The organism is Caballeronia humi, assembly GCF_001544475.1.
Taxonomy (GTDB): Bacteria; Pseudomonadota; Gammaproteobacteria; order Burkholderiales; family Burkholderiaceae; genus Caballeronia; species Caballeronia humi.
Genome location: NZ_FCNW02000008.1, coordinates 15,422 through 33,930, shown reverse-complemented (window position 1 = coordinate 33,930; position 18,509 = coordinate 15,422). Strand labels below are relative to the sequence as shown.

Here is an 18,509-nt window from a genome sequence, read left to right as displayed (position 1 = left end):
ACCAGGGAACTCAAAAAAATGGATGACTCGATCCTTCGCTACTACGAAGCGGAGATGCGCTATCTGAGCGAGGCCGGCAAGGAATTCGCCGAGGCGCATCCGGACCGCGCGCGCATGCTGAACCTCGATCGCGTGGGCGATCGCGATCCGTATGTCGAGCGTCTCTTCGAGGGCTTCGCGTTTCTCACGGGCCGCCTGCGCCAGAAGCTCGATGACGAATTGCCCGAACTGACCGAAGGCCTGGTGAGCCTTTTGTGGCCGCATTACCTGCGCATGATCCCTTCGCTGTCGATCCTCGAAATGACGCCCGCGCTCGAAACGCTGCAGCAAACGGAGATCGTGCCGGCGGGGCTCGCCGTGCGCTCCGGCAAGGTTGGTGCGAGCGGCGTGCAGTGCCTGTATCGAACCACACAGCCCGTCTCGCTGATGCCGATTCGTCTGACCGATGCCGCGCCTTCCGTCCGTCACGACGCCCGCTCTGTGATTCGATTGAGTTTCGAGATCGATCGGTCGGCGCGTCGCGAGGCGCTCGATCTGTCGCGCATCCGTCTGTATCTGAACGCCGATTTACCGGTGGCCTTTGCGCTGCATCTCGCGTTGACGCGACAGGCGCAATCCGTGTCGCTGCGCATTCCTGAAGTGCGCGACGGCGTGTCCACGCAAGTCAAAAGCGCGCGGTTCGAAGCGGCGGGCTTCGCAGCGGACGAACGTCTGTGGCCCAAGGCCGATATCGCTTTCTCGGGCTATCAGTTGCTGCTCGAATACTTCACGTTCCGCGAGAAGTTCCTGTTCGTGGACCTGTGCGGCCTGAGCATGGACGCCTTGCCGCCCGATGCCTGGAGCTTCGAAGTCGAAGTGCTGCTCGAACAAAGCTATCCCGCCGATCTGCGCTTCACGGCGGCCAACGTGCGCCTCTTCTGCACGCCGATCATCAACCTCTTCGAACTCGATGCCGAGCCCGTGCGCATCGATCACCACGACACCGAATATCGCGTGAAGCCGATGCATCACCACGGCGGTTTCGTCGAGACGTATTCGGTCGAAGCGGTCGAATCGTTCGATCACGAGAGCGCCGAGCGCTTCGAGTACGTGCCGTTCTCCACGTTCCGCCATCGCGGCGGCATGCTGCGCCACGAAGCGCCGGAGCGCTACTTTCACACGCGCGTGAGGCAGGGCGTCAAAGGTCTGTTCGACACGTGGATCATCCTCGGCGGCCACGCCTGGGAATCGATGCAGGACCTGCCCGAGGAGACGCTGTCGCTGCGCGTGACCGGCACCAACGGCATGCTTCCGCGCAAGGGCCTGCGCGAAGCGAGCATCGTCGATCTCGTGGAAAGCGCGCCGAACGTGGCGCACGTGCGCAATCTCACTGCGCCGACGCTGCCGGTCTATCCGCCTGTCGACGATCGCTTTCAATGGCGCGTGCTCTCGCATCTGGCGCCGAACTTCCTGTCGCTGATGGACGCGGAAGTGCTGCGCGGCGCGCTTGCGCTGTACGACTGGACGAGCGACGAAATGAACCGTCGCAGGCTGGCCGGCATCCAGCATGTTTCGCAGACGTTGAAGCGGCAGGTGAGAGGCGGGGGCGTCGAGCGCGGCGTGCTGATCGAAGTGACGCTCGACAGCCACGCGTTCGCAGGCGAAGGCGATGTGTGTCTCTTCGGTGAACTGCTGCATCGATTCTTCGCGCTCTATGCGGAAATCAATCTTTTCACGCAACTAACGGTCATTTCGCTGCCATCCGGCAAACGCATCGGTTGGCCGGCGAGTCATGCCGAGCGGGCGCCGCTATGAACGCAATGGAAACCCGAGCCAGCAAGCCGGATGTGCGGCCGCTCATGCGTGCGGTGCTCGCGCGCGCGTCGCGGATGAACTTCTTCCAGTTGTGCCAGTTGCTCGAACGTCTTGCGCCGGACCACGCGGGGCTTGGCCTGTCCGACAGCCTTGCCAGCGAGTCTGTGCGGTTCCGGCCGTATCCGAAGGTGGGGTTTCCCGGCACGGAGGTCGCCGCCGTCGAATTCGATGACGAGCGTCCGTATCGGCCGCCATCGGTTCGCACGACGTTCCTCGGTCTTTACGGCGTGAACGCGATGATGCCGCCGCACCTGATTGACGACATCGTCCTGAAACGCGAAGGGCACGAGGAAGTCATGGCCTTTCTCGACGTATTCAATCACCGGATCGCGACGCTCTTTTATCGCGCGTGGCGCAAGTATCGGTACGCGGCGGGTTTCGAGCCGGGCGGCACCGATGCAATGTCGCGCGACCTGCTGTGTCTCGCGGGCTTCGGTCTCGGCGACAAGGCCGCGCGCGCCGGGTTGCCTCCTGCACGCGTGCTCGGCTTACTGGGCCTGCTTACGCAACGCACGCGCACGGCCGAAGGGCTCGCCGGAATCGTGGCGCTCGCGGTGCCCGGTGCGGGCGTGAAGATCGACGAGCGGTTCCCGGTTTGGGTCCGGCTTGAAGATCAGTGCGGGCTTGGATCAGGCGAAGGGCTCGGGCACGGACATGTGCTCGGGCGGCGCATCCTCGATCGCGGCGGGGCGGTGCGCATCACGCTCGCGCCCGCAAGTGCCGCGCAGGCGCATGCCCTCTTGCCCGGCGCGCCGCTCTATCGCGAATTGATGAGCCTGCTGCGCGTGTACCTGGGCAACAAGGCGGATGCAGTGCTGCGCATGGAAGTGTCGGCGGCTGTAGCGCCCGTGCTGCGGCTCGGGACGACCGCTGGAAAAGAGGAAGGCGGCCGTCTAGCCTGGACGACGTTGCTGAAACCCGTCGGGGATCGTGTGATTACGATTCCGCTAGGCCGCTACAAAGCCATTTGAACCTGGAGTCTGCATGCGATTCATCGTTGTTGTCGTAGCGCTTGCGCTGAGCGCGTGCGGCGCGTGGCAGTCGGTATCCGACAAGACATCGGACACGTATCGCGCCGTGTTCTACAAGCAGGTCAAGACGCTGAACGTCGATTTCACGGCGCGCGCGTCGCTCAATCCGGACGAGGCGGATCGTCCGGTCTCGGTCGCGGTGCGCGTCTATCAGCTGAAAGACCGCAAATCTTTCGATGCCGCTTCCTACGACGATCTCCTGAAAAACGACCGCACCGCGCTAGGCGGCGATCTGCAGGACGCGGCGGGCGTCGTCGTCAATCCGGGGAGTGCGGCGAGCCTGTCGCAACCGATGCGCGCGGACACGCAATATGTGGCGATCGTCGCGTTCTTCCGCGATGTGCGCAATGAACGCGACTGGCGCCGCGTGATCGCGAAGAAGTCGATGCCGGCAGATGCGCCGCTGAAGTTCGAACTGATCGATCGCGAGTTGATCAGTTCGAGCGACTCACGCTAAACCGGATTCGCCGCGATGAAGTTTTTCATCGTCGCGTAGGCCGGGTTGCGGGTCACGCCATCGGGCTGGATCAGGCCATAGTTGCCATCGATCACCGCGTACATCATGATCGACTTGATGTTGTACTTGTCCTTGATCTCGCGATACGAGCCGAGTGCGTATGCGATGTAATCGGCGGCCGATTGCGGCGTGTCCTTGGCGTCCGACCAGCCGAATTCGGTCAGCCAGATCGGTACGTTGAACGAGTCCTTGAGCACCTGAAGGATGTTCACGCACGCATTGTTGCGCCCGGCGCATTCGATTTTGCCCGAGCTCTTGTACCAGTGATACGTCGTAAAGTCCCAGCGCACTGGCGCGGCGCCGCTCACGCCCTGCGCCGTGCCGTTCGGCGATACGCCGGTCCACAGCATCTGCAGCGCGCGATACCCCATCGGGATGCCGACGTTCACGCCGCAATCGATCTTCGGATCGACCGCCTTGACGCCGTCGATCATGCCGCGAATCACGCCGCGGAACGACGGCCAGTGCGCGGGATTCCAGTCGGACGTCTGGCTGCCGTCGCCAGCGATCTTGAGGCCGACGGTATCGAGCTCGTTGCCGCATTCGATGTACTTGACGAGGCCCGCGAGCGGCTTCGTCACGCGCACGGCGAGGTCGTAGCCGAGCGTGTAGGCGGCGGCTTCCGTGCTCTCCGGGTCCCAGCGGGCGGAGCGCGGGTTGATCACCGGGAAGATCGCGACGCCGCTGCCCGCGAACGGGCCCTTCAGCGCGGTCGCGAGATAGGTGGACATGCCGGCGTCGGCGGTGTCGCAGCGGTAGTTCGTGACGCCGAGGTCCTTCAGGATCGCGAGCTGCTGCTCGGGCGGCATCGTCTGGTAGATGCTGTTGTTGCCCCACGCCATGTGGCCGTTGATGCCGTAGAAAAGCGCGGCGTCGGCGGCGGCCGTGTTGCCGCGCGGGTCGGACGTGCCGATCGAGGTCCACGGACTGCCGCTCTTGTACCAGCCGCCGATCGAGTTTTGCGCGTAGATCTCGCCGTTGAAGAACAGCATCAGGACGAGCGGTTTGGCGGAACCGGTCGAAACGCCGGCGCCGTTCTTCGTCACGCGGCTGTTGACGAGCGTCCAGACGTTGCCGGTGTTGTCCGTGATCGATGCGGCGGGCGGGATGACGGTGCTATTCGGCGATGCCTTGCCGGTGGCCGCTTTCGAAACGGGAGCGATGTCGACGGCGTTGTCTGGTTCGACTTCGCCGCTACCGCCGCCGCATGCGGCGAGCGCTGCGCTGCCGGCGCCGGCTATTGCCAGGGAGAGAAACTTTCTGCGGGTGAGGAGTGATGTTTCGCGTGAATAATGGTTCATGAGTAACAGGTTTATCCGATCCGATTTTGTCAATGGACCGAATGGTATTTAACGAATTTTTACCTGTCAGCGTTACGGATTCTTAAAAAAATGTGGATGAGTTAATAGAATTGGAAAATGCCGGATTGAGAGGGAATTTGCTCTTTCATTCGCTCTAGCGGGAATTTATTTCAATGCGGATTAATACGAGAAACGATCAATATCGATTGGCTGCATAAACGCTGCTCGCAGAAAATCCGATCGAGCTATTGGAAAGTGATTTAGCGGATTTATCCTATTTACCGGATTTGAAATTCGCTGAAGCGCGGTAAATATCGCACCTCCCCATCTCAAACACTACCCAATTCGCGCTGCTTTCAATCCGGCAAACAAGCGCCCAAACCCCCGTCTGTTCGACGCGCCGAGTTCACGCCTTCGCTGCGACACTCCTTCCATGCTCGCGAAGAACCAGCCAGAGCCGATTACAGAAGCGTTTCCCCAATGATCCCGATTGCAGTCAGTGGATGGTCCGTTTGAAAACCGTCGTCGAACAACGGCGGGAGGCCGATCACGTCCGGCATCGGCTGGAAGACGAAGGCGTGACCATCGCGCGGCATCGCTCGCGTTCGGCACGTGGCAGGCGCACGCGCGACGACTGGCTGATCCTCGGCGGCCTCGCGCTGTTCGTGGCGTCGGTCGCCGTGTTCGGGGTGATCGCCGTATGGCAGGTGGCCCAGTGGCTGCTGCCGTTTCACTGGATGTCGTTCGCCGACTGACCGGGCGCCAGGCATCCGACGTAACAATCCCGGTCCGCGGCGCTCTTGCACCGCGCGGCCATTTACCTTGATGAAGGCACCCGCGTGAACCGATTGACGATTCGACAACGCATCCTGGCGAGCTTCGGCATCATCCTCGCGCTGATGCTCGTGATGGCCGCGCTTTCCTACGCAATCCTGCGCGGCATCGATCATGATGCGAACAGCCTGCAGGAAGACACGATGCTCGGCACGGCGATCTCCAGCGACCTGCGCGCCGCGTGGACGGAAAGCTATGCGACAGCCGAGCGGCTCGCCTACATCGACGACGATCCTGAACAGACGAAGCGCGACACGCTGCTGCTCGCGGAGTCGCGCACGTCGATCGAACGTCTGATGGACCGCTACGTGCCCACCATCTTCGACGATCGCGACCGTCAACTGTTCGAGGACTTCAAGCGTCATAGCGTGGTCTATGGCCCTGTGCTCGACCAGTTCCTGCGCGAACGGGCGGCCTCGAAAGACGCCGCGACCGCCACCTTCAACACGAAGCTGACGCCGGCATGGGAAGCGGGCCAGAAGGCGGCGCGCGTGCTCGTCGAGAACAATCAGGTGGCGCATGCGCAGTCGGTCGCGAGCATTCGTGAATCCGTACGCGAATCGCAGATCATGCTGGCGGTGATCATGCTGATCGCCGTTGCAGCGGCCGCGGTGCTCGGCTTCATGCTGCTCAAGTCCGTGACCGTGCCGATGCTGCGTCTCGTGGACGTCGTCGACAAGATGCGTACCGGCGACCTCACGCAGCGTCTCGCACTCGATCGTCGCGACGAGTTCGGCACGCTCGAAGCAGGCTTCAACCGCATGACGGACGAATTGACCGGACTGGTCGGCCAGGCGCAGAAATCGGCGGTACAGGTGACGACTTCCGTCTCTGAAATCGCCGCGACGGCGCGCGAACAGCAAGCCACCGCGAGCGAAACCGCCGCGACGACGACCGAAATCGGCGCGACATCGCGCGAGATTTTTGCGACCGCGCGCGACCTGGTGCGCACGATGAACGAAGTGTCGGGTGTGGCGGAACAATCGGCGGCGCTCGCGGGCACGGGGCAGACCGGCCTCACGCGCATGGAAGAAACGATGCGCCTCGTGATGGATGCGGCTGGCTCGGTCAACGGCAAGCTCGCGATCCTCAACGAGAAGGCGGGCAACATCAATCAGGTCGTCGCCACGATCACGAAGGTCGCCGACCAGACCAACCTCCTGTCGCTCAACGCCGCGATCGAAGCCGAGAAAGCGGGCGATTACGGCCGTGGCTTCGCAGTCGTCGCGACCGAAATCCGGCGTCTCGCGGACCAGACAGCGGTTGCCACGTTCGACATCGAGCAGATGGTGAAAGAGATTCAGTCGGCCGTGGCGGCGGGCGTGATGGGCATGGACAAGTTCTCCGAGGAAGTGCGGCGCGGCATGCTCGACGTGCAGCAAGTGGGCGGCCAGTTGTCGCAGATCATCCATCAGGTGCAGACGCTCGCACCGCGCTTCGTGATGATCAACGAAGGCATGCAGACGCAGGCGACCGGCGCCGACCAGATCTCGCAGGCGCTCTCGCAACTGTCCGAGGCCGCGCAGCAGACGGCGGAGTCGCTGCGCCAGTCGACGCAGGCCATCGACGATCTCACGCACACCGCGAACGGGCTGCGCACCGGCGTGTCGCGCTTCAAGGTCGCGGCCTGAACGCGGGTGAATGAACCGATGCTCTTCGTCCAGTTCTCGCTCGGCTCCGACCGTTATCTGCTCGACAGCGCGCAGATGGAACGCATGCTTCCGCTCGCGCCGCTGAAGGCGCTGCCGGGTGCGCCGGACTGGGTCGCCGGCGTCATGGATTACGAAGGGGAGCCGGTGCCCGTCGTCGATCTCAGTGCACTCGCGCTCGCGCGTGCCTCGCGCGAGCGGCTTTCGACGCGGCTCGCGCTCGTGCGCTATCCGCAGCGCACGGCGAGCGGCATCGAAACGCGGCGTCTCGGGTTGCTGCTCGAACAGGCGACGCGCACGATCAAACTCGATGCCGCCAGTTTCCGCGATGCGGGCATCGATACGCCGCACGCGCGCTATCTCGGGCCGCTTGCGCACGATGGACTCGGTCTGCTGCAATGGGTCCGCATCGAACATCTGCTGCCGGACGACGTGCAGGCGCTGCTGTTCGCGGAGCGTGCCAGGTGAACCATTCACACGTTCAATACGATCACGCGCTCACCGAGCGCTTCGTCGCGCTGTTGCACCGGACGATCGGGCTCGATGCCGAATCGATCGGTTCGGGCGCGATCGTGCGCGCGGTGCGCGAGCGCTTTACGGCATGGCGCGAGGCCAACGCTTCGGAAGCCACGCTCGACGACTACTGGCACGAAGTCAACGCCGCGCCTGAACAACTGCAGGATCTGATCGAAGCCGTCGTCGTCCCGGAAACGTGGTTCTTTCGCGATGCCGAAGCGTTTGCCGCGCTCGTGCGTCTCGCGCGGCTGCGGCTTCACGATCATCCGGAGAAGCGCGTGCGCGTGCTGAGCCTGCCGTGCTCGACGGGCGAGGAAGCGTATTCGATCGCGATGGCGTTCTGCGACTCCGGCATCGCGCCGGAACGCTTTGCGGTCGAAGCCATCGACGTGAGCGAGCGCGCGCTGGCTAACGCCCGCCGCGCGCATTACGGACGCAACGCGTTTCGTGGTCATGCGATTGGCTTTCGCGACCGACACTTCGAACGCACGAACGATGGCTGGCGTCTGAATGCGGCTATCGCAGAACGCGTGCGCTTCACGCATGCGAACCTGCTGCAACTCGATCCGCATGCGTTCGAGCGTTTCGACTTCGTGTTCTGTCGCAACGTGCTGATCTATTTCGATCCCGCGACGCAATCGGCCGCGCTGCGCGTGCTCGATGCCTTGCTCGCCGACGGCGGCATGTTGTTCGTCGGTCCTGCCGAGACGGGCCTCATGATGCGCGAAGGGATGCGCTCCGCGAAAATTCCGCTCGCGTTCGCGTTTCAGCGCGCGGAGCCTGAGGCGCAGCCGGTTGCTGCGGCGCCGATCAAACCGTGGATCGCGCCGTCGAAGCCGCTTCCGGCGTGGACGGTTCCCGCGCCGCGTCCAGTTACGCCCGCGCCATGGTTGATCAAGCCGGTTGCGGTAAAGCGCGACGATACCGCCGCGACCCTCACCCAAGCACGCGCCCTCGCCGACGCAGGTCAGCTCGATGCCGCCGAAGTCGCCGCACGCGCTTATCTGGAAAGCCACACATCGAGCGCCGACGCCTACTACCTGCTAGGCGTGATCGCCGACGCCCGCGACGACCGCGCTGCCTCGCGCAGCCAGTACAAGCGCGCGCTCTATCTCGATCCCGCGCATCGCGAGGCGCTCACGCATCTCGCCGCTCTCCTGCAAATCGATGGCGACGCAGCCGGTGCGGGGCTTCTGCTCGCACGCGCCGAGCGGCTCGAAGCGAGGCCGCGATGAACGATCGTTTAAATAGCGCAGTCGATGTCGCCCACATCGACAGGATCGACGACTGCTGGAACCGCATCGGCGTACGCGGAGACGGTTCGTGCCCGAAGCTCGAAGAGTACGTGCATTGCCGCAACTGCCCCGTGCACGATGCCGCCGCCGCGCGCGTGCTCGACCGCGTCGAGGCACGCATCGAAGCACATGATTTCGCCAAGGCGCCGTCGGCGGAGCAAAGCGCGGAAGCCGTGTCGTATCTCGTGTTCCGAATCGGCGACGAATGGCTCGGCCTGCCGACCGCGATCTTCCGCCAGGTCGCGCAACTGCGGCCGATCCATTCGTTGCCGCATCGGCGGCATCGCGCGGTGCTGGGCGTCGTGAACGTGCGCGGACGTTTGCTCGTGTGCGCGTCGCTTGCGCGGCTCTTCGGCATCGAAGCCGCGCAACCGCAGGCCGCGAGCCGCGCGTCGAGCACGGCCATCGACGCACGCGAACTGGGACGCTTGCTCGTCGTCGAAGGGCAGGGCGAAGCGAACGCGGGCCCGATCGTTTTCCCCGTCGATGCAGTCGATGGCGTGCATCGCTTCGCGCGCTCCGCGTTCAAGCCCGTGCCCGCGACGCTCGCGCATCACGCGGCGTCGCATGCGCGCGCGGTGGTCGCGTTCAAGGGTGTGACCGTGGGCCTGCTCGACGCCGAACGCCTCCTCGATACCTTGAACCGGAGTCTCACATGACGAGCGGCGACACCATTCCGCCGTCGCTGATCGAGCTGTTCTGCGAGGAAGCCCGCACGCAAGCGCAGATTCTTTCGGACGGCCTGCTCGCGCTCGAACGTGCGCCGCGCGAGCCCGTCACGCTCGAAGCGTGCATGCGTGCGGCGCATTCGCTGAAGGGCGCGGCGCGCGTGGTCGGCGTACCGGTCGGCGTGACGCTCGCGCATGTGATGGAAGATTGCTTCGTCGCGGCGCAGGAAGCGCGCTTGACGCTGGATGCCGGGCATATCGACATGTTGCTGCGCGGCGTCGATCTGATCGTGCAGATCGGGATGACGCGCGGCGCGGAAGAGGAAGCGCAACTGGAACGCAATGCCGATGCGTTCGCCGCCGAGTTGAGCGCGCGGCTGGAAGGCACGGCGGCCCTCGCGCCGGCGCATGACCGCTTGGCGATCTCTCCGGTCGGAACGAATGCGAAAGCGGCCGCGCCATTCGACTTGTCGAGCGAACTCACGCTGCCGGCCGTTTCTGTCTCCGCGCCAGATCGAAGCGAAGAACGCGAAGAACGCGAAGAACGCGAAGAACGCGAAGAACGCGAAGAACGCGACGAACCCGCAGAACCCGCGTACAACGCTCCCTCTGGCCCGCGCATGCTGCGCGTGCGCGCCGACACGCTCGACCGCCTGCTGAGCCACTCCGGAGAGTCGCTTGTCGAATCGCGCTGGGTGAAACCGTTCGCGCAATCGATGCTGCGCGTGAAGCGCATCCAGCGCGACGCGAACCGCGCGCTTGAACGCCTGCACGAAACGCTCGCCGACGTCCCCGAATACCAGCAACTCGACCCGCGCGCCCGCGCCGCGCTCGACGAAGCGCGCCAGCTTTCCGCCGAAGTTCACCGGCATCTCAACGAGCGCCTGGCCGAACTCGAAAACTTCGACCGCCGTTCGACGCATCTGTCGCAACAGCTTTACGACGAAGCGCTCGAATGCCGCATGCGTCCTTTCGTCGACGCCACAGGCGGCTTCGCGCGCATGGTGCGCGACGTCGCGCGTTCGCTCGGCAAGGAAGCGCGGCTCGTGATCGTCGGCGAATCGACGCAGGTGGACCGCGACATCCTCGACATGCTCGACGGCCCGCTCGGGCACTTGCTGCGCAACGCTGTCGATCACGGCATCGAACCGCCGTCGGTGCGGCGCGCGCTCGGCAAGCCCGCCGAGGGCACGATCACGCTCGAGGCGCGGCACAGCGCGGGGTCGCTTTTCATCAGCGTGACCGACGACGGCGCGGGCATCGACATCGATGCGTTGCGGCGCGTGGTCGTGCAGAAGGCGCTCGCGAGCGAAGCGACGGCGGCGCGCATGTCGGACGTGGAACTCTCCGAGTTCCTGTTCCTGCCCGGCTTCTCGATGCGCGATACCGTCACCGACGTCTCGGGCCGCGGCGTCGGGCTCGATGCCGTGCAGGACGCCGTGCGGCAAGTGCGCGGCAGTGTGCGCGTGATCCACGACGCCGCGCAGTCGCACACGGGTACGCGCTTCCTCTTGCAGTTGCCGCTCACGCTTTCGGTGATCCGCAGCCTCATCGTCGAGGTCGCGGGCGAGCCTTACGGGCTGCCGCTCGCGCACGTCACGCGCACGATGGTGCTGCCCGCGAGCGCGATCGACATGCTCGAAGGCCACCAGCATTTCTCCTTCGACGGCCGCCGTCTCGGCCTCGTCACGGCGCATCAGGTGCTGCAGGCCGGCACGTTTGACGCTACCGGCGACCAGTTCAACATCGTCGTGATAGGACAAGGCGCGGTGAGTTACGGCATCGTCGTAGACCGCTTTCTCGGCGAGCGCATGCTCGTCGTGCAACCGCTCGACAAGCGCCTCGGCAAGGTGCGCAACATCGCGGCGGGGGCGCTGATGGAAAACGGCGACCCGCTCCTGATCGCCGATCTCGACGACTGGCTGCGCTCGGTGGAGAAGCTGGTCGCGGGCGGCGAGATCGGGCGCGTGGGAGCGGGCGCGGCGCGCACCGAGGTGGCGGCGAAGCGTGTGCTCGTCGTCGATGATTCGCTGACCGTGCGCGAGCTGGAAAAGAAGCTGCTCGTCTCGCGCGGCTACGACGTGACCATCGCGGTCGATGGCATGGACGGCTGGAACGCCGTGCGCGGCGAGCGCTTCGACCTCGTCATCACCGATATCGACATGCCGCGCCTCGACGGTATCGAACTCGTGTCGTTGATCCGGCGCGATGCACAACTGTCGAATCTGCCGGTGATGATCGTGTCGTACAAGGACCGCGCGGAGGACCGCCAGCGCGGACTCGACGCGGGCGCCGACTATTACCTCGCCAAAGGCAGCTTTCACGACCAGACGCTGCTAGACGCCGTGCGCGACCTGATCGGCGAGGCGAAGTCATGAAGCAAAGCAACCAGGAGCCGCGATGAGAATCGGCATCGTCAACGACGTGTCATTGGCCGTGGAAGCGCTGCGGCGCGCGCTGACCGCGCGTCCGGACTTCGAGATCGCGTGGGTCGCGCACGACGGCACGCAGGCCGTGGACTACTGTGTCGCGCAGACGCCCGACGTCGTGCTGATGGACCTCGTGATGCCGAATCTCGATGGTGTCGAGGCGACGCGCCGCATCATGGCGCGAGCGCCGTGCGCAATCCTCGTCGTGACCGTCGATGTCGGCGCGAACGCATGGCGCGTCTACGAGGCGATGGGCGCGGGCGCGCTCGATGCCGTCGATACACCTGCACTCGCCGGCGCCGACGCGCGGCGCGGCGCGGCGGCGCTGATCGCGAAGATCGACCAGATCGGCGCGCGGATCGCGGCGGCGAATGGCGCACTCGCAGCGCGCGTTGCTCCGCGCGTGACGAAAGGCGGCGCGCTGGTTGCGATCGGCGCGTCGGCGGGCGGGCCTGCCGCGCTCGCGACGCTGCTCGGTGCGCTGCCTGCGGATTTCGCGGCTTCGATCGTGATCGTGCAGCACGTCGACCGGGCGTTCGCCGAAGGCATGGCGCAATGGCTCGACGCGCAAACGAAGCTGCCCGTGCGCATCGCGCGCGAAGGCGACACGCCCGTGCCAGGCACGGTCCTGCTCGCCGCGACGAACGACCACCTGCATTTCGCCGATGCCACGCGGCTCGGCTACACGGCGGACCCCGTGGATCTGCCATACCGGCCTTCCGTCGACGTGTTCTTCCAGAGCGTCGCCGAGCGCTGGACGGGACGCGCGCTCGGCGTACTGCTCACCGGCATGGGGCGCGACGGCGCGATCGGCTTGAAGACGATGCGCGCGAAGGGTTATCACACGATTGCGCAAGATGAAGCGACCTGCGCGGTCTACGGCATGCCGAAAGCGGCGGCCGCGCTGAACGCGGCCGTCGAAATCCTGCCGCTGCCGCGCATCGCGCCCGCTATCACGGCCGCACTCAGAACGGCTGGCTGACACCACTTATTGACCAAGGACATCTCAATGGAACATCCCAATCCGGATTCGCTTGCCGAACGCGCCAGACGCGCTGTCGGCGCTGCCGGTGTGGCGGGAGCCGCGACGGCCGCAGGGGCGGTTGCCGCGAGCATCGAACGGGCCAGCGCGCGCTCGCACGCCGACGAGCGCGCGGTCGCCGATCTGCTCGCTGCCGCGCTGAACGCGCCGCCGGCCGCGGAATGCCCGGTGATGGCGCTGCTCGTCGACGATCAGGCGATCATCGCCGAGGCGCTGCGCCGCGCGCTCGCCGGCGAGCCCGATGTCGATCTCCACTACTGCGCGAATCCCGAGGACGCGTTGCGCGTCGCACGCGAGACGCGGCCGACCGTGATCCTGCAGGACCTCGTGATGCCGGGCGTCGACGGGCTGACGCTCGTGCGCCAGTATCGCGAGAATCCGTCGACGCGCGATATCCCGATCATCGTGCTCTCGACGAAGGAAGAGCCGCGCATCAAGAGCGCGGCGTTTTCGGCGGGCGCGAACGACTATCTGGTCAAGCTGCCCGATACGATCGAACTCGTCGCGCGGATTCGCTATCACTCGCGCTCGTATCTGAACCTGCTGCAGCGCGACGAGGCGTATCGGGCGCTCAGGCAGTCGCAGCAACATTTACTTGCGACCAATCTCGAATTGCAACGGCTGACGAATTCGGACGGGCTGACGGGGCTTTCAAACCGCCGGCGTCTGGACGACTACGTGAGCGCCGAATGGCGTCGGGCAATGCGCGACGGGGCGTCGATCGGTTTCCTGATGATCGACGTCGACAACTTCAAGTCCTATAACGACACCTACGGCCACGTTGCCGGCGACGACGTGCTCAAGTTGATCGCGCATGCGATCGAAGCGAGTCTGAACCGCTCGTCGGATCTTGCTGCGCGCTTTGGCGGCGAGGAGTTCGCGGTCGTCCTGCCGGGAACGTCCGTGCCCGGGATGCGGCTTTTGTCTGAAAAAATCCGCATCGCCGTCGAGGCGCTGGGCGTGCCGCACTCGGGCTCGCCGCACGGACGGGTGACGGTCAGCATCGGCGGCGTGACGCAGACGCCGCATAGCGAAGACGGTTCGAAACAACTGATCGAAGCCGCCGACGTCGCGCTGTATCGGGCGAAGCGCGACGGGCGCAATCGCGTGGTGGTGGGATAGCGTTGTCGCGGCTGACCGACACGCGGGTAAATGACAGGAGAGGCACGACGCCGGATTGCGGTGCGCCGTTTGCGCAACGAAATAGCAATCCGCATCGATTTCGTGCTCGCGGTTGAGGACATTTGCGCGATAAGGCAGATGAAAGCACCTGATCCCTGATTCGGAGCCGCGTTTTGCGACCCGGACCTTTTTTGCACCAGTTTGACGTGCATGATTCATCTGGATAATCTTCGCCTTCTGAAGATAGCAGGGTCTGTAATGAGCGAGCATCAAGAAGTAGCGGCGCTGGACAGTTCTGCTCTCGATATCCCCGTTCCGCCGCGCGATTTTGGTGCAACACGCCGCCTGCTGATCATCGTTCTGGTTGCGTCGATCGTTACACCCCTGTTTTTCATCGTCGGCTACGGTTATTTCGGATACCGGAGCAGGATCGCCGAATCGTCTGAAGTTATCGACCGCCTGGCACGCGTCGCCGAGGAGCAGGCGGTCAAAGTGCTCGATTTGAACCGCGAGATGTCGTCGCGGCTTGTCGGCATGCTGGGCACTGACGGCGACGTGCAAATCCTCGCGCGCCAGGAAGAATTGCATCGCGAATTGCGTGCTATGACCGAACGCCTGCCGCAGATCGCTGCTATCGCGATCTTCGGGCGCAACGGCGACCTGCTCGTCAGCAGCCGCGGATTTCCGGCGCCGCGCGTCTCAATCAGCGATCGCAGCGACTTTCGCACGGGCCGCCGTTCGGCCGCGACGCAGATCGAGATTTCGCTGCCGTTCACCGGCGTCGTCACCGGCGCCGACGTGTTCAACACGAGCACCGCCCGGCGCGACGCCTCCGGACGCTTCCTCGGGATCGTCTCCATCTCCCTGCAACGCGCCTATTTCATGTCGTTCTACCGCGAACTCGCGGCTCAGGACGGCGCGCTCACGCTCGGGCTTTATCGGCGCGATGGCGGCATTCTCGTGCGATCGCCCCCTCCCCGGATACAGCCCGCGCCCGCGCGCAACCTGCCGCTCGTCAACGCAATCGACGGCGCGGGACCGCACGGCCGCATCCGCTTCGAATCGGCACTCGATGGCGTCGACAAGCTGCTCGCGTATCGGCAGGTCGGCGCGTATCCGCTTTACGTGACAGCGGGAATCGCCGTACCGGCGGTGACGAACCGCTGGCTGCAGCAAGATGGCCTGATCGCGCTCGCGACCTTGCTTCCTTGTAGCGGAATCTGGATTCTTGTTGGTTTTTCGTTGCGTCGTCTGAAGGAAGAGCAGGCGGCGTGGGAAAGCTGGCGCACCGAAGTGGGCATGCGTCTTTCTGCTGAAGCGACAGCGCGCCAGATGCGACGGATGGGCGCGCTCGGCAATCTGGTAGCGAACGTCGCGCACGACTTCAACAATCTGCTGATGGTCGTCAAGGCGAATATGGAACTCGCGCGGCGCAAAGGCTTCAACGGGCTGGAGAAGGAAGTGACGGCGGTCGAGCGGGCATCGGTCGGGGCGGAAGTGCTGGCGCGCAAGCTGTTGAGCGTCGCGCGCAAGCAGCCCTTGCGGCAGGAAGCCACCGATCTGAAAAAATGGCTCGCGGACGCCACGTCGCTGATCGAGACATCGCTCGGCGAGGACGCAGAGCTGACGATCTTCTCGGCGCCCGGTCTCTGGCCCGTCTACGTCGACGCAACCGAAATGCAGGCCGCGCTGATCAATATCGCCGTCAATGCGAAAGACGCGATGCCCGACGGCGGTGAGTTCGCCGTGCGCTGCGAAAACGTCCAGTTGAAGCACACGTCCGGGCGGCTGAAGCCGGGCGAGTACGTCGTCGTCGCGTGTTCCGATGACGGCACCGGCATGCCGGCGGCCATCGCACAACGCGCATTCGAGCCGCTCTTCACCACCAAGACGACGAGCGCGGGGACAGGCCTCGGGCTCGCGCAAGTGGCGGCGATGTGCGAGCAGGCGGGCGGCACGGCGCGCATCGACAGCGTGCCGGGTAAAGGCACGACGATCCGCCTTTTCCTCCCGCGATGGGCGGGCGAGGCGTCGGATGCTGCGGCATCGGCGCAGTCGGCGGCATCGGCCGGAGCGTCGAGCCAGGGCTCTGTGCTGCTTGTCGAGGACAACGAGGAGGTCGCGGCGGGCCTGGCCGCCGTGCTGGAAGTGTTCGGCTGGGATGCCCGTCACGAGCTGACCGGCGACGCCGCGCTCAAGGCGCTGGAGGAGGGCGCGACGTTCGACCTCATCCTCTCGGACATCCAGATGCCGGGCGCGAACAACGGCATCGACGTGGCCGAGAAAGTCAGGCGCACGTGGCCGCATCAGGCGATCGCGCTGATGACCGGTTACGCCGACGAACTGGAGCGGGCGAAACACGTCGGCGTGACGATCCTCGCGAAGCCGTTCAACATCGACGACTTGCAGGCGCTCCTGCAACGCGTGCACGTCTCGACGCGGCTGGCCGGAGCCGGCACTGAACTCCGGCTGAGCTAGTTCGTGCCTTAGTGCGCATGATGCCTGTCGTGCGCAAACACACGCGGCGTCCACGTTTTGAAGGCATAGAATGAGCGCTCGTCTGTCTGGGCGCTTCACATGCCGATCCACTATCTTCGCAGCCTGACTGCCCGCAACCGCACCGGCGTGGCCAACCGGCGCCTCGGCCTCGCGCTGGCGTTCGTCGCGGGAGCCGCGAACGCGGGCGGTTTTCTCGCGGTCGGGCAATACACGTCCCACATGTCGGGCATCGTGTCGGCGCTCGCGGATAACCTCGTGATCGGCGAAACGATGTTGCTCGTCGGTGGCCTGAGCGCGCTGACCGCATTCATCGCGGGCGCGGCGGCTTCGGCGATGCTCATCAACTGGGGGCGCCGCCGTCAGGCTCACAGCGAATACGCGATGCCGCTCCTGATCGAAGCGTTGCTGCTGCTCGTCTTCGGCCTGCTTGGATCGAACCTCGAACGGCATCGCGTGCTGTTCATGCCCGCGACCGTGGCCCTGCTGTGCTTCGTCATGGGTTTGCAGAACGCGATCATCACGAAGATATCGAAGGCCGAAATCCGCACGACGCACGTGACGGGGCTCGTTACCGATATCGGCATCGAATTGGGCAAGCTCTTCTACTGGAACCTCGGCGACGGGACAGCCAAGGTGCGCGCCGATCGCGCGCGCCTGCGGCTGCTGTCGTCACTGCTCGGGATGTTCGTCGCGGGTGCGCTCGCGGGCGCCTTCGGATTCAAGCATGCCGGTTTCATCGCGACGGTGCCGCTCGCGACGATCCTCGTCGCGCTCGCGGCCGTCCCCGTCCTCGACGACTTGCGCAGCAAGAGCATGCGCGTTTGAGATCGACATGAAACGTCAATTCGACGACTTGCAGATCGGCAGCATCGAACTCTTTTGCCTCGCCGCCGAACTGAGCAGCTTCAGCGCGGCCGCGATCGCCGCCAGCGTGACGCCGGCTGCCGTGAGCCGCTCCGTGTCGCGGCTCGAAGGAAGACTCGGCGTGCGGCTTTTCGTGCGCACGACGCGCCAGATCCGTCTCACCGACGAAGGCCAGATCTACTTCGAACAATGCCGCGGCGCGCTCGCGCAACTCGTCGATGCCGAGCGTCAGGTGAGCGGCCAGCACGGCCACCCGGCGGGCACGCTGCGCATCAGCCTGCCGACGCCCTATGCGCACTATCGCGTGCTGCCGCTGCTGCCTGAATTCAGGCAGCGCCATGCGGATGTCAGGGTCGAGACGCACATCAGCAACCGCAACGTCGATTTCGCCGACGACGTCTTCGATCTCTCCGTGCGCGGCAAGGCACCCGACGATTCGAACCTGATCGCACGCAAGCTCGAAGATGCGGAACTCGTCGTCGTCGCGACGCCGGGTTATCTGCGCCGCGCGGGAACGCCGGCGACGCCTGAAGATCTCTTGCGTCACGAGTGCATCCAGTTCGATATGCCGAGCAGCGGGCGGCGTCTCGTGTGGACGCTGCGTACAGACGCCGAAGACATCGACGTGCCGACCGCCGGCAGCTACGGCTGCGCGGAAGACGTGCTAGGTGGCGTCACGCTCGCGCGCGCGGGGGCGGGACTGTTCCAGACGTATCGCTTCGTCGTGGAGGAGGACCTGCGCGCGGGTACGCTCGTCGAAGTGCTGAAAGAGCACGGCGGCGCGACGCGCCCGTTCGTGCTCCTCTATCCGCATGCGCGGCACATGTCGTCGCGCGTGCGCGCCTTCGTCGATTTCCTGATCGAGAAGAAGCGGCTCGTGATTTGAGC

Annotated in this window: 15 protein-coding genes; 14 read left to right on the top strand and 1 reads right to left on the bottom strand. The window is 64.9% G+C overall.

The features are described from left to right. Nucleotides 1–18: 18 nt before the first annotated feature. The 3 genes from tssF to tssJ are packed head-to-tail and all read left to right on the top strand — an operon-like array spanning nucleotide 19 to nucleotide 3,342. Nucleotides 19–1,794 carry a type VI secretion system baseplate subunit TssF gene (tssF, locus tag AWB65_RS10940; RefSeq protein WP_087667181.1) on the top strand — a complete coding sequence of 592 codons (1,776 nt, stop codon included), beginning with the start codon at nucleotides 19–21 and terminating at the stop codon, nucleotides 1,792–1,794. Next, on the top strand, nucleotides 1,791–2,825 hold the full coding sequence (gene tssG / locus AWB65_RS10935; RefSeq protein ID WP_235007584.1) for a type VI secretion system baseplate subunit TssG: 1,035 nt from the start codon (nucleotides 1,791–1,793) through the stop codon (nucleotides 2,823–2,825). Before tssF ends, tssG begins: the two co-directional genes overlap by 4 nt. Before the next feature lie 13 nt (nucleotides 2,826–2,838). Further along, nucleotides 2,839–3,342: a type VI secretion system lipoprotein TssJ gene (tssJ, locus tag AWB65_RS10930; RefSeq protein WP_087667179.1), complete on the top strand. Its 504-nt coding sequence runs from the start codon at nucleotides 2,839–2,841 to the stop codon at nucleotides 3,340–3,342. Here the strand turns inward: tssJ and AWB65_RS10925 are convergent. Continuing rightward, a complete protein-coding gene (locus AWB65_RS10925; RefSeq protein WP_087667178.1) occupies nucleotides 3,339–4,703 on the bottom strand; it encodes a glycosyl hydrolase in 1,365 nt (454 codons plus the stop codon). The two genes, tssJ and AWB65_RS10925, sit on opposite strands and share 4 nt — an antisense overlap. Nucleotides 4,704–5,206: 503 nt before the next feature. Here AWB65_RS10925 and AWB65_RS10920 point away from each other — a divergent pair. The 11 genes from AWB65_RS10920 (at nucleotide 5,207) to AWB65_RS10870 (ending at nucleotide 18,507) form a co-directional block, all read left to right on the top strand. Then, entirely contained in the window at nucleotides 5,207–5,458 is a 252-nt protein-coding gene (locus tag AWB65_RS10920) for a hypothetical protein (RefSeq protein WP_087667177.1), read from the top strand. 84 nt (nucleotides 5,459–5,542) lie between these two features. Further along, nucleotides 5,543–7,168, top strand: coding sequence for a methyl-accepting chemotaxis protein (locus tag AWB65_RS10915; protein ID WP_087667281.1), 1,626 nt, complete (start codon nucleotides 5,543–5,545; stop codon nucleotides 7,166–7,168). 18 nt (nucleotides 7,169–7,186) lie between these two features. After that, entirely contained in the window at nucleotides 7,187–7,654 is a 468-nt protein-coding gene (locus AWB65_RS10910) for a chemotaxis protein CheW (protein ID WP_087667176.1), read from the top strand. Continuing rightward, nucleotides 7,651–8,937: a CheR family methyltransferase gene (locus AWB65_RS10905; protein ID WP_235007583.1), complete on the top strand. Its 1,287-nt coding sequence runs from the start codon at nucleotides 7,651–7,653 to the stop codon at nucleotides 8,935–8,937. The genes AWB65_RS10910 and AWB65_RS10905 overlap by 4 nt, the downstream gene beginning before the upstream one ends. Next, the gene (locus AWB65_RS10900; protein WP_087667174.1) at nucleotides 8,934–9,656 is read left to right on the top strand and encodes a chemotaxis protein CheW; all 723 of its coding nucleotides are present in this window, start codon (nucleotides 8,934–8,936) and stop codon (nucleotides 9,654–9,656) included. Before AWB65_RS10905 ends, AWB65_RS10900 begins: the two co-directional genes overlap by 4 nt. After that, nucleotides 9,653–12,043: a hybrid sensor histidine kinase/response regulator gene (locus AWB65_RS10895; protein ID WP_087667173.1), complete on the top strand. Its 2,391-nt coding sequence runs from the start codon at nucleotides 9,653–9,655 to the stop codon at nucleotides 12,041–12,043. The genes AWB65_RS10900 and AWB65_RS10895 overlap by 4 nt, the downstream gene beginning before the upstream one ends. 22 nt (nucleotides 12,044–12,065) lie before the next feature. Further along, a complete protein-coding gene (locus AWB65_RS10890) occupies nucleotides 12,066–13,076 on the top strand; it encodes a chemotaxis response regulator protein-glutamate methylesterase (RefSeq protein ID WP_087667172.1) in 1,011 nt (336 codons plus the stop codon). 27 nt (nucleotides 13,077–13,103) lie between these two features. Continuing rightward, on the top strand, nucleotides 13,104–14,258 hold the full coding sequence (locus AWB65_RS10885) for a diguanylate cyclase (RefSeq protein ID WP_087667171.1): 1,155 nt from the start codon (nucleotides 13,104–13,106) through the stop codon (nucleotides 14,256–14,258). Nucleotides 14,259–14,516: 258 nt separating this feature from the next. Then, the gene (locus AWB65_RS10880; RefSeq protein ID WP_087667170.1) at nucleotides 14,517–16,736 is read left to right on the top strand and encodes a hybrid sensor histidine kinase/response regulator family protein; all 2,220 of its coding nucleotides are present in this window, start codon (nucleotides 14,517–14,519) and stop codon (nucleotides 16,734–16,736) included. Nucleotides 16,737–16,835: 99 nt separating this feature from the next. After that, nucleotides 16,836–17,582, top strand: coding sequence for a YoaK family protein (locus AWB65_RS10875; RefSeq protein ID WP_087667169.1), 747 nt, complete (start codon nucleotides 16,836–16,838; stop codon nucleotides 17,580–17,582). A 7-nt stretch (nucleotides 17,583–17,589) separates the two neighbouring features. Continuing rightward, the gene (locus AWB65_RS10870) at nucleotides 17,590–18,507 is read left to right on the top strand and encodes a LysR family transcriptional regulator (RefSeq protein WP_087667168.1); all 918 of its coding nucleotides are present in this window, start codon (nucleotides 17,590–17,592) and stop codon (nucleotides 18,505–18,507) included. Nucleotides 18,508–18,509: the final 2 nt, after the last annotated feature.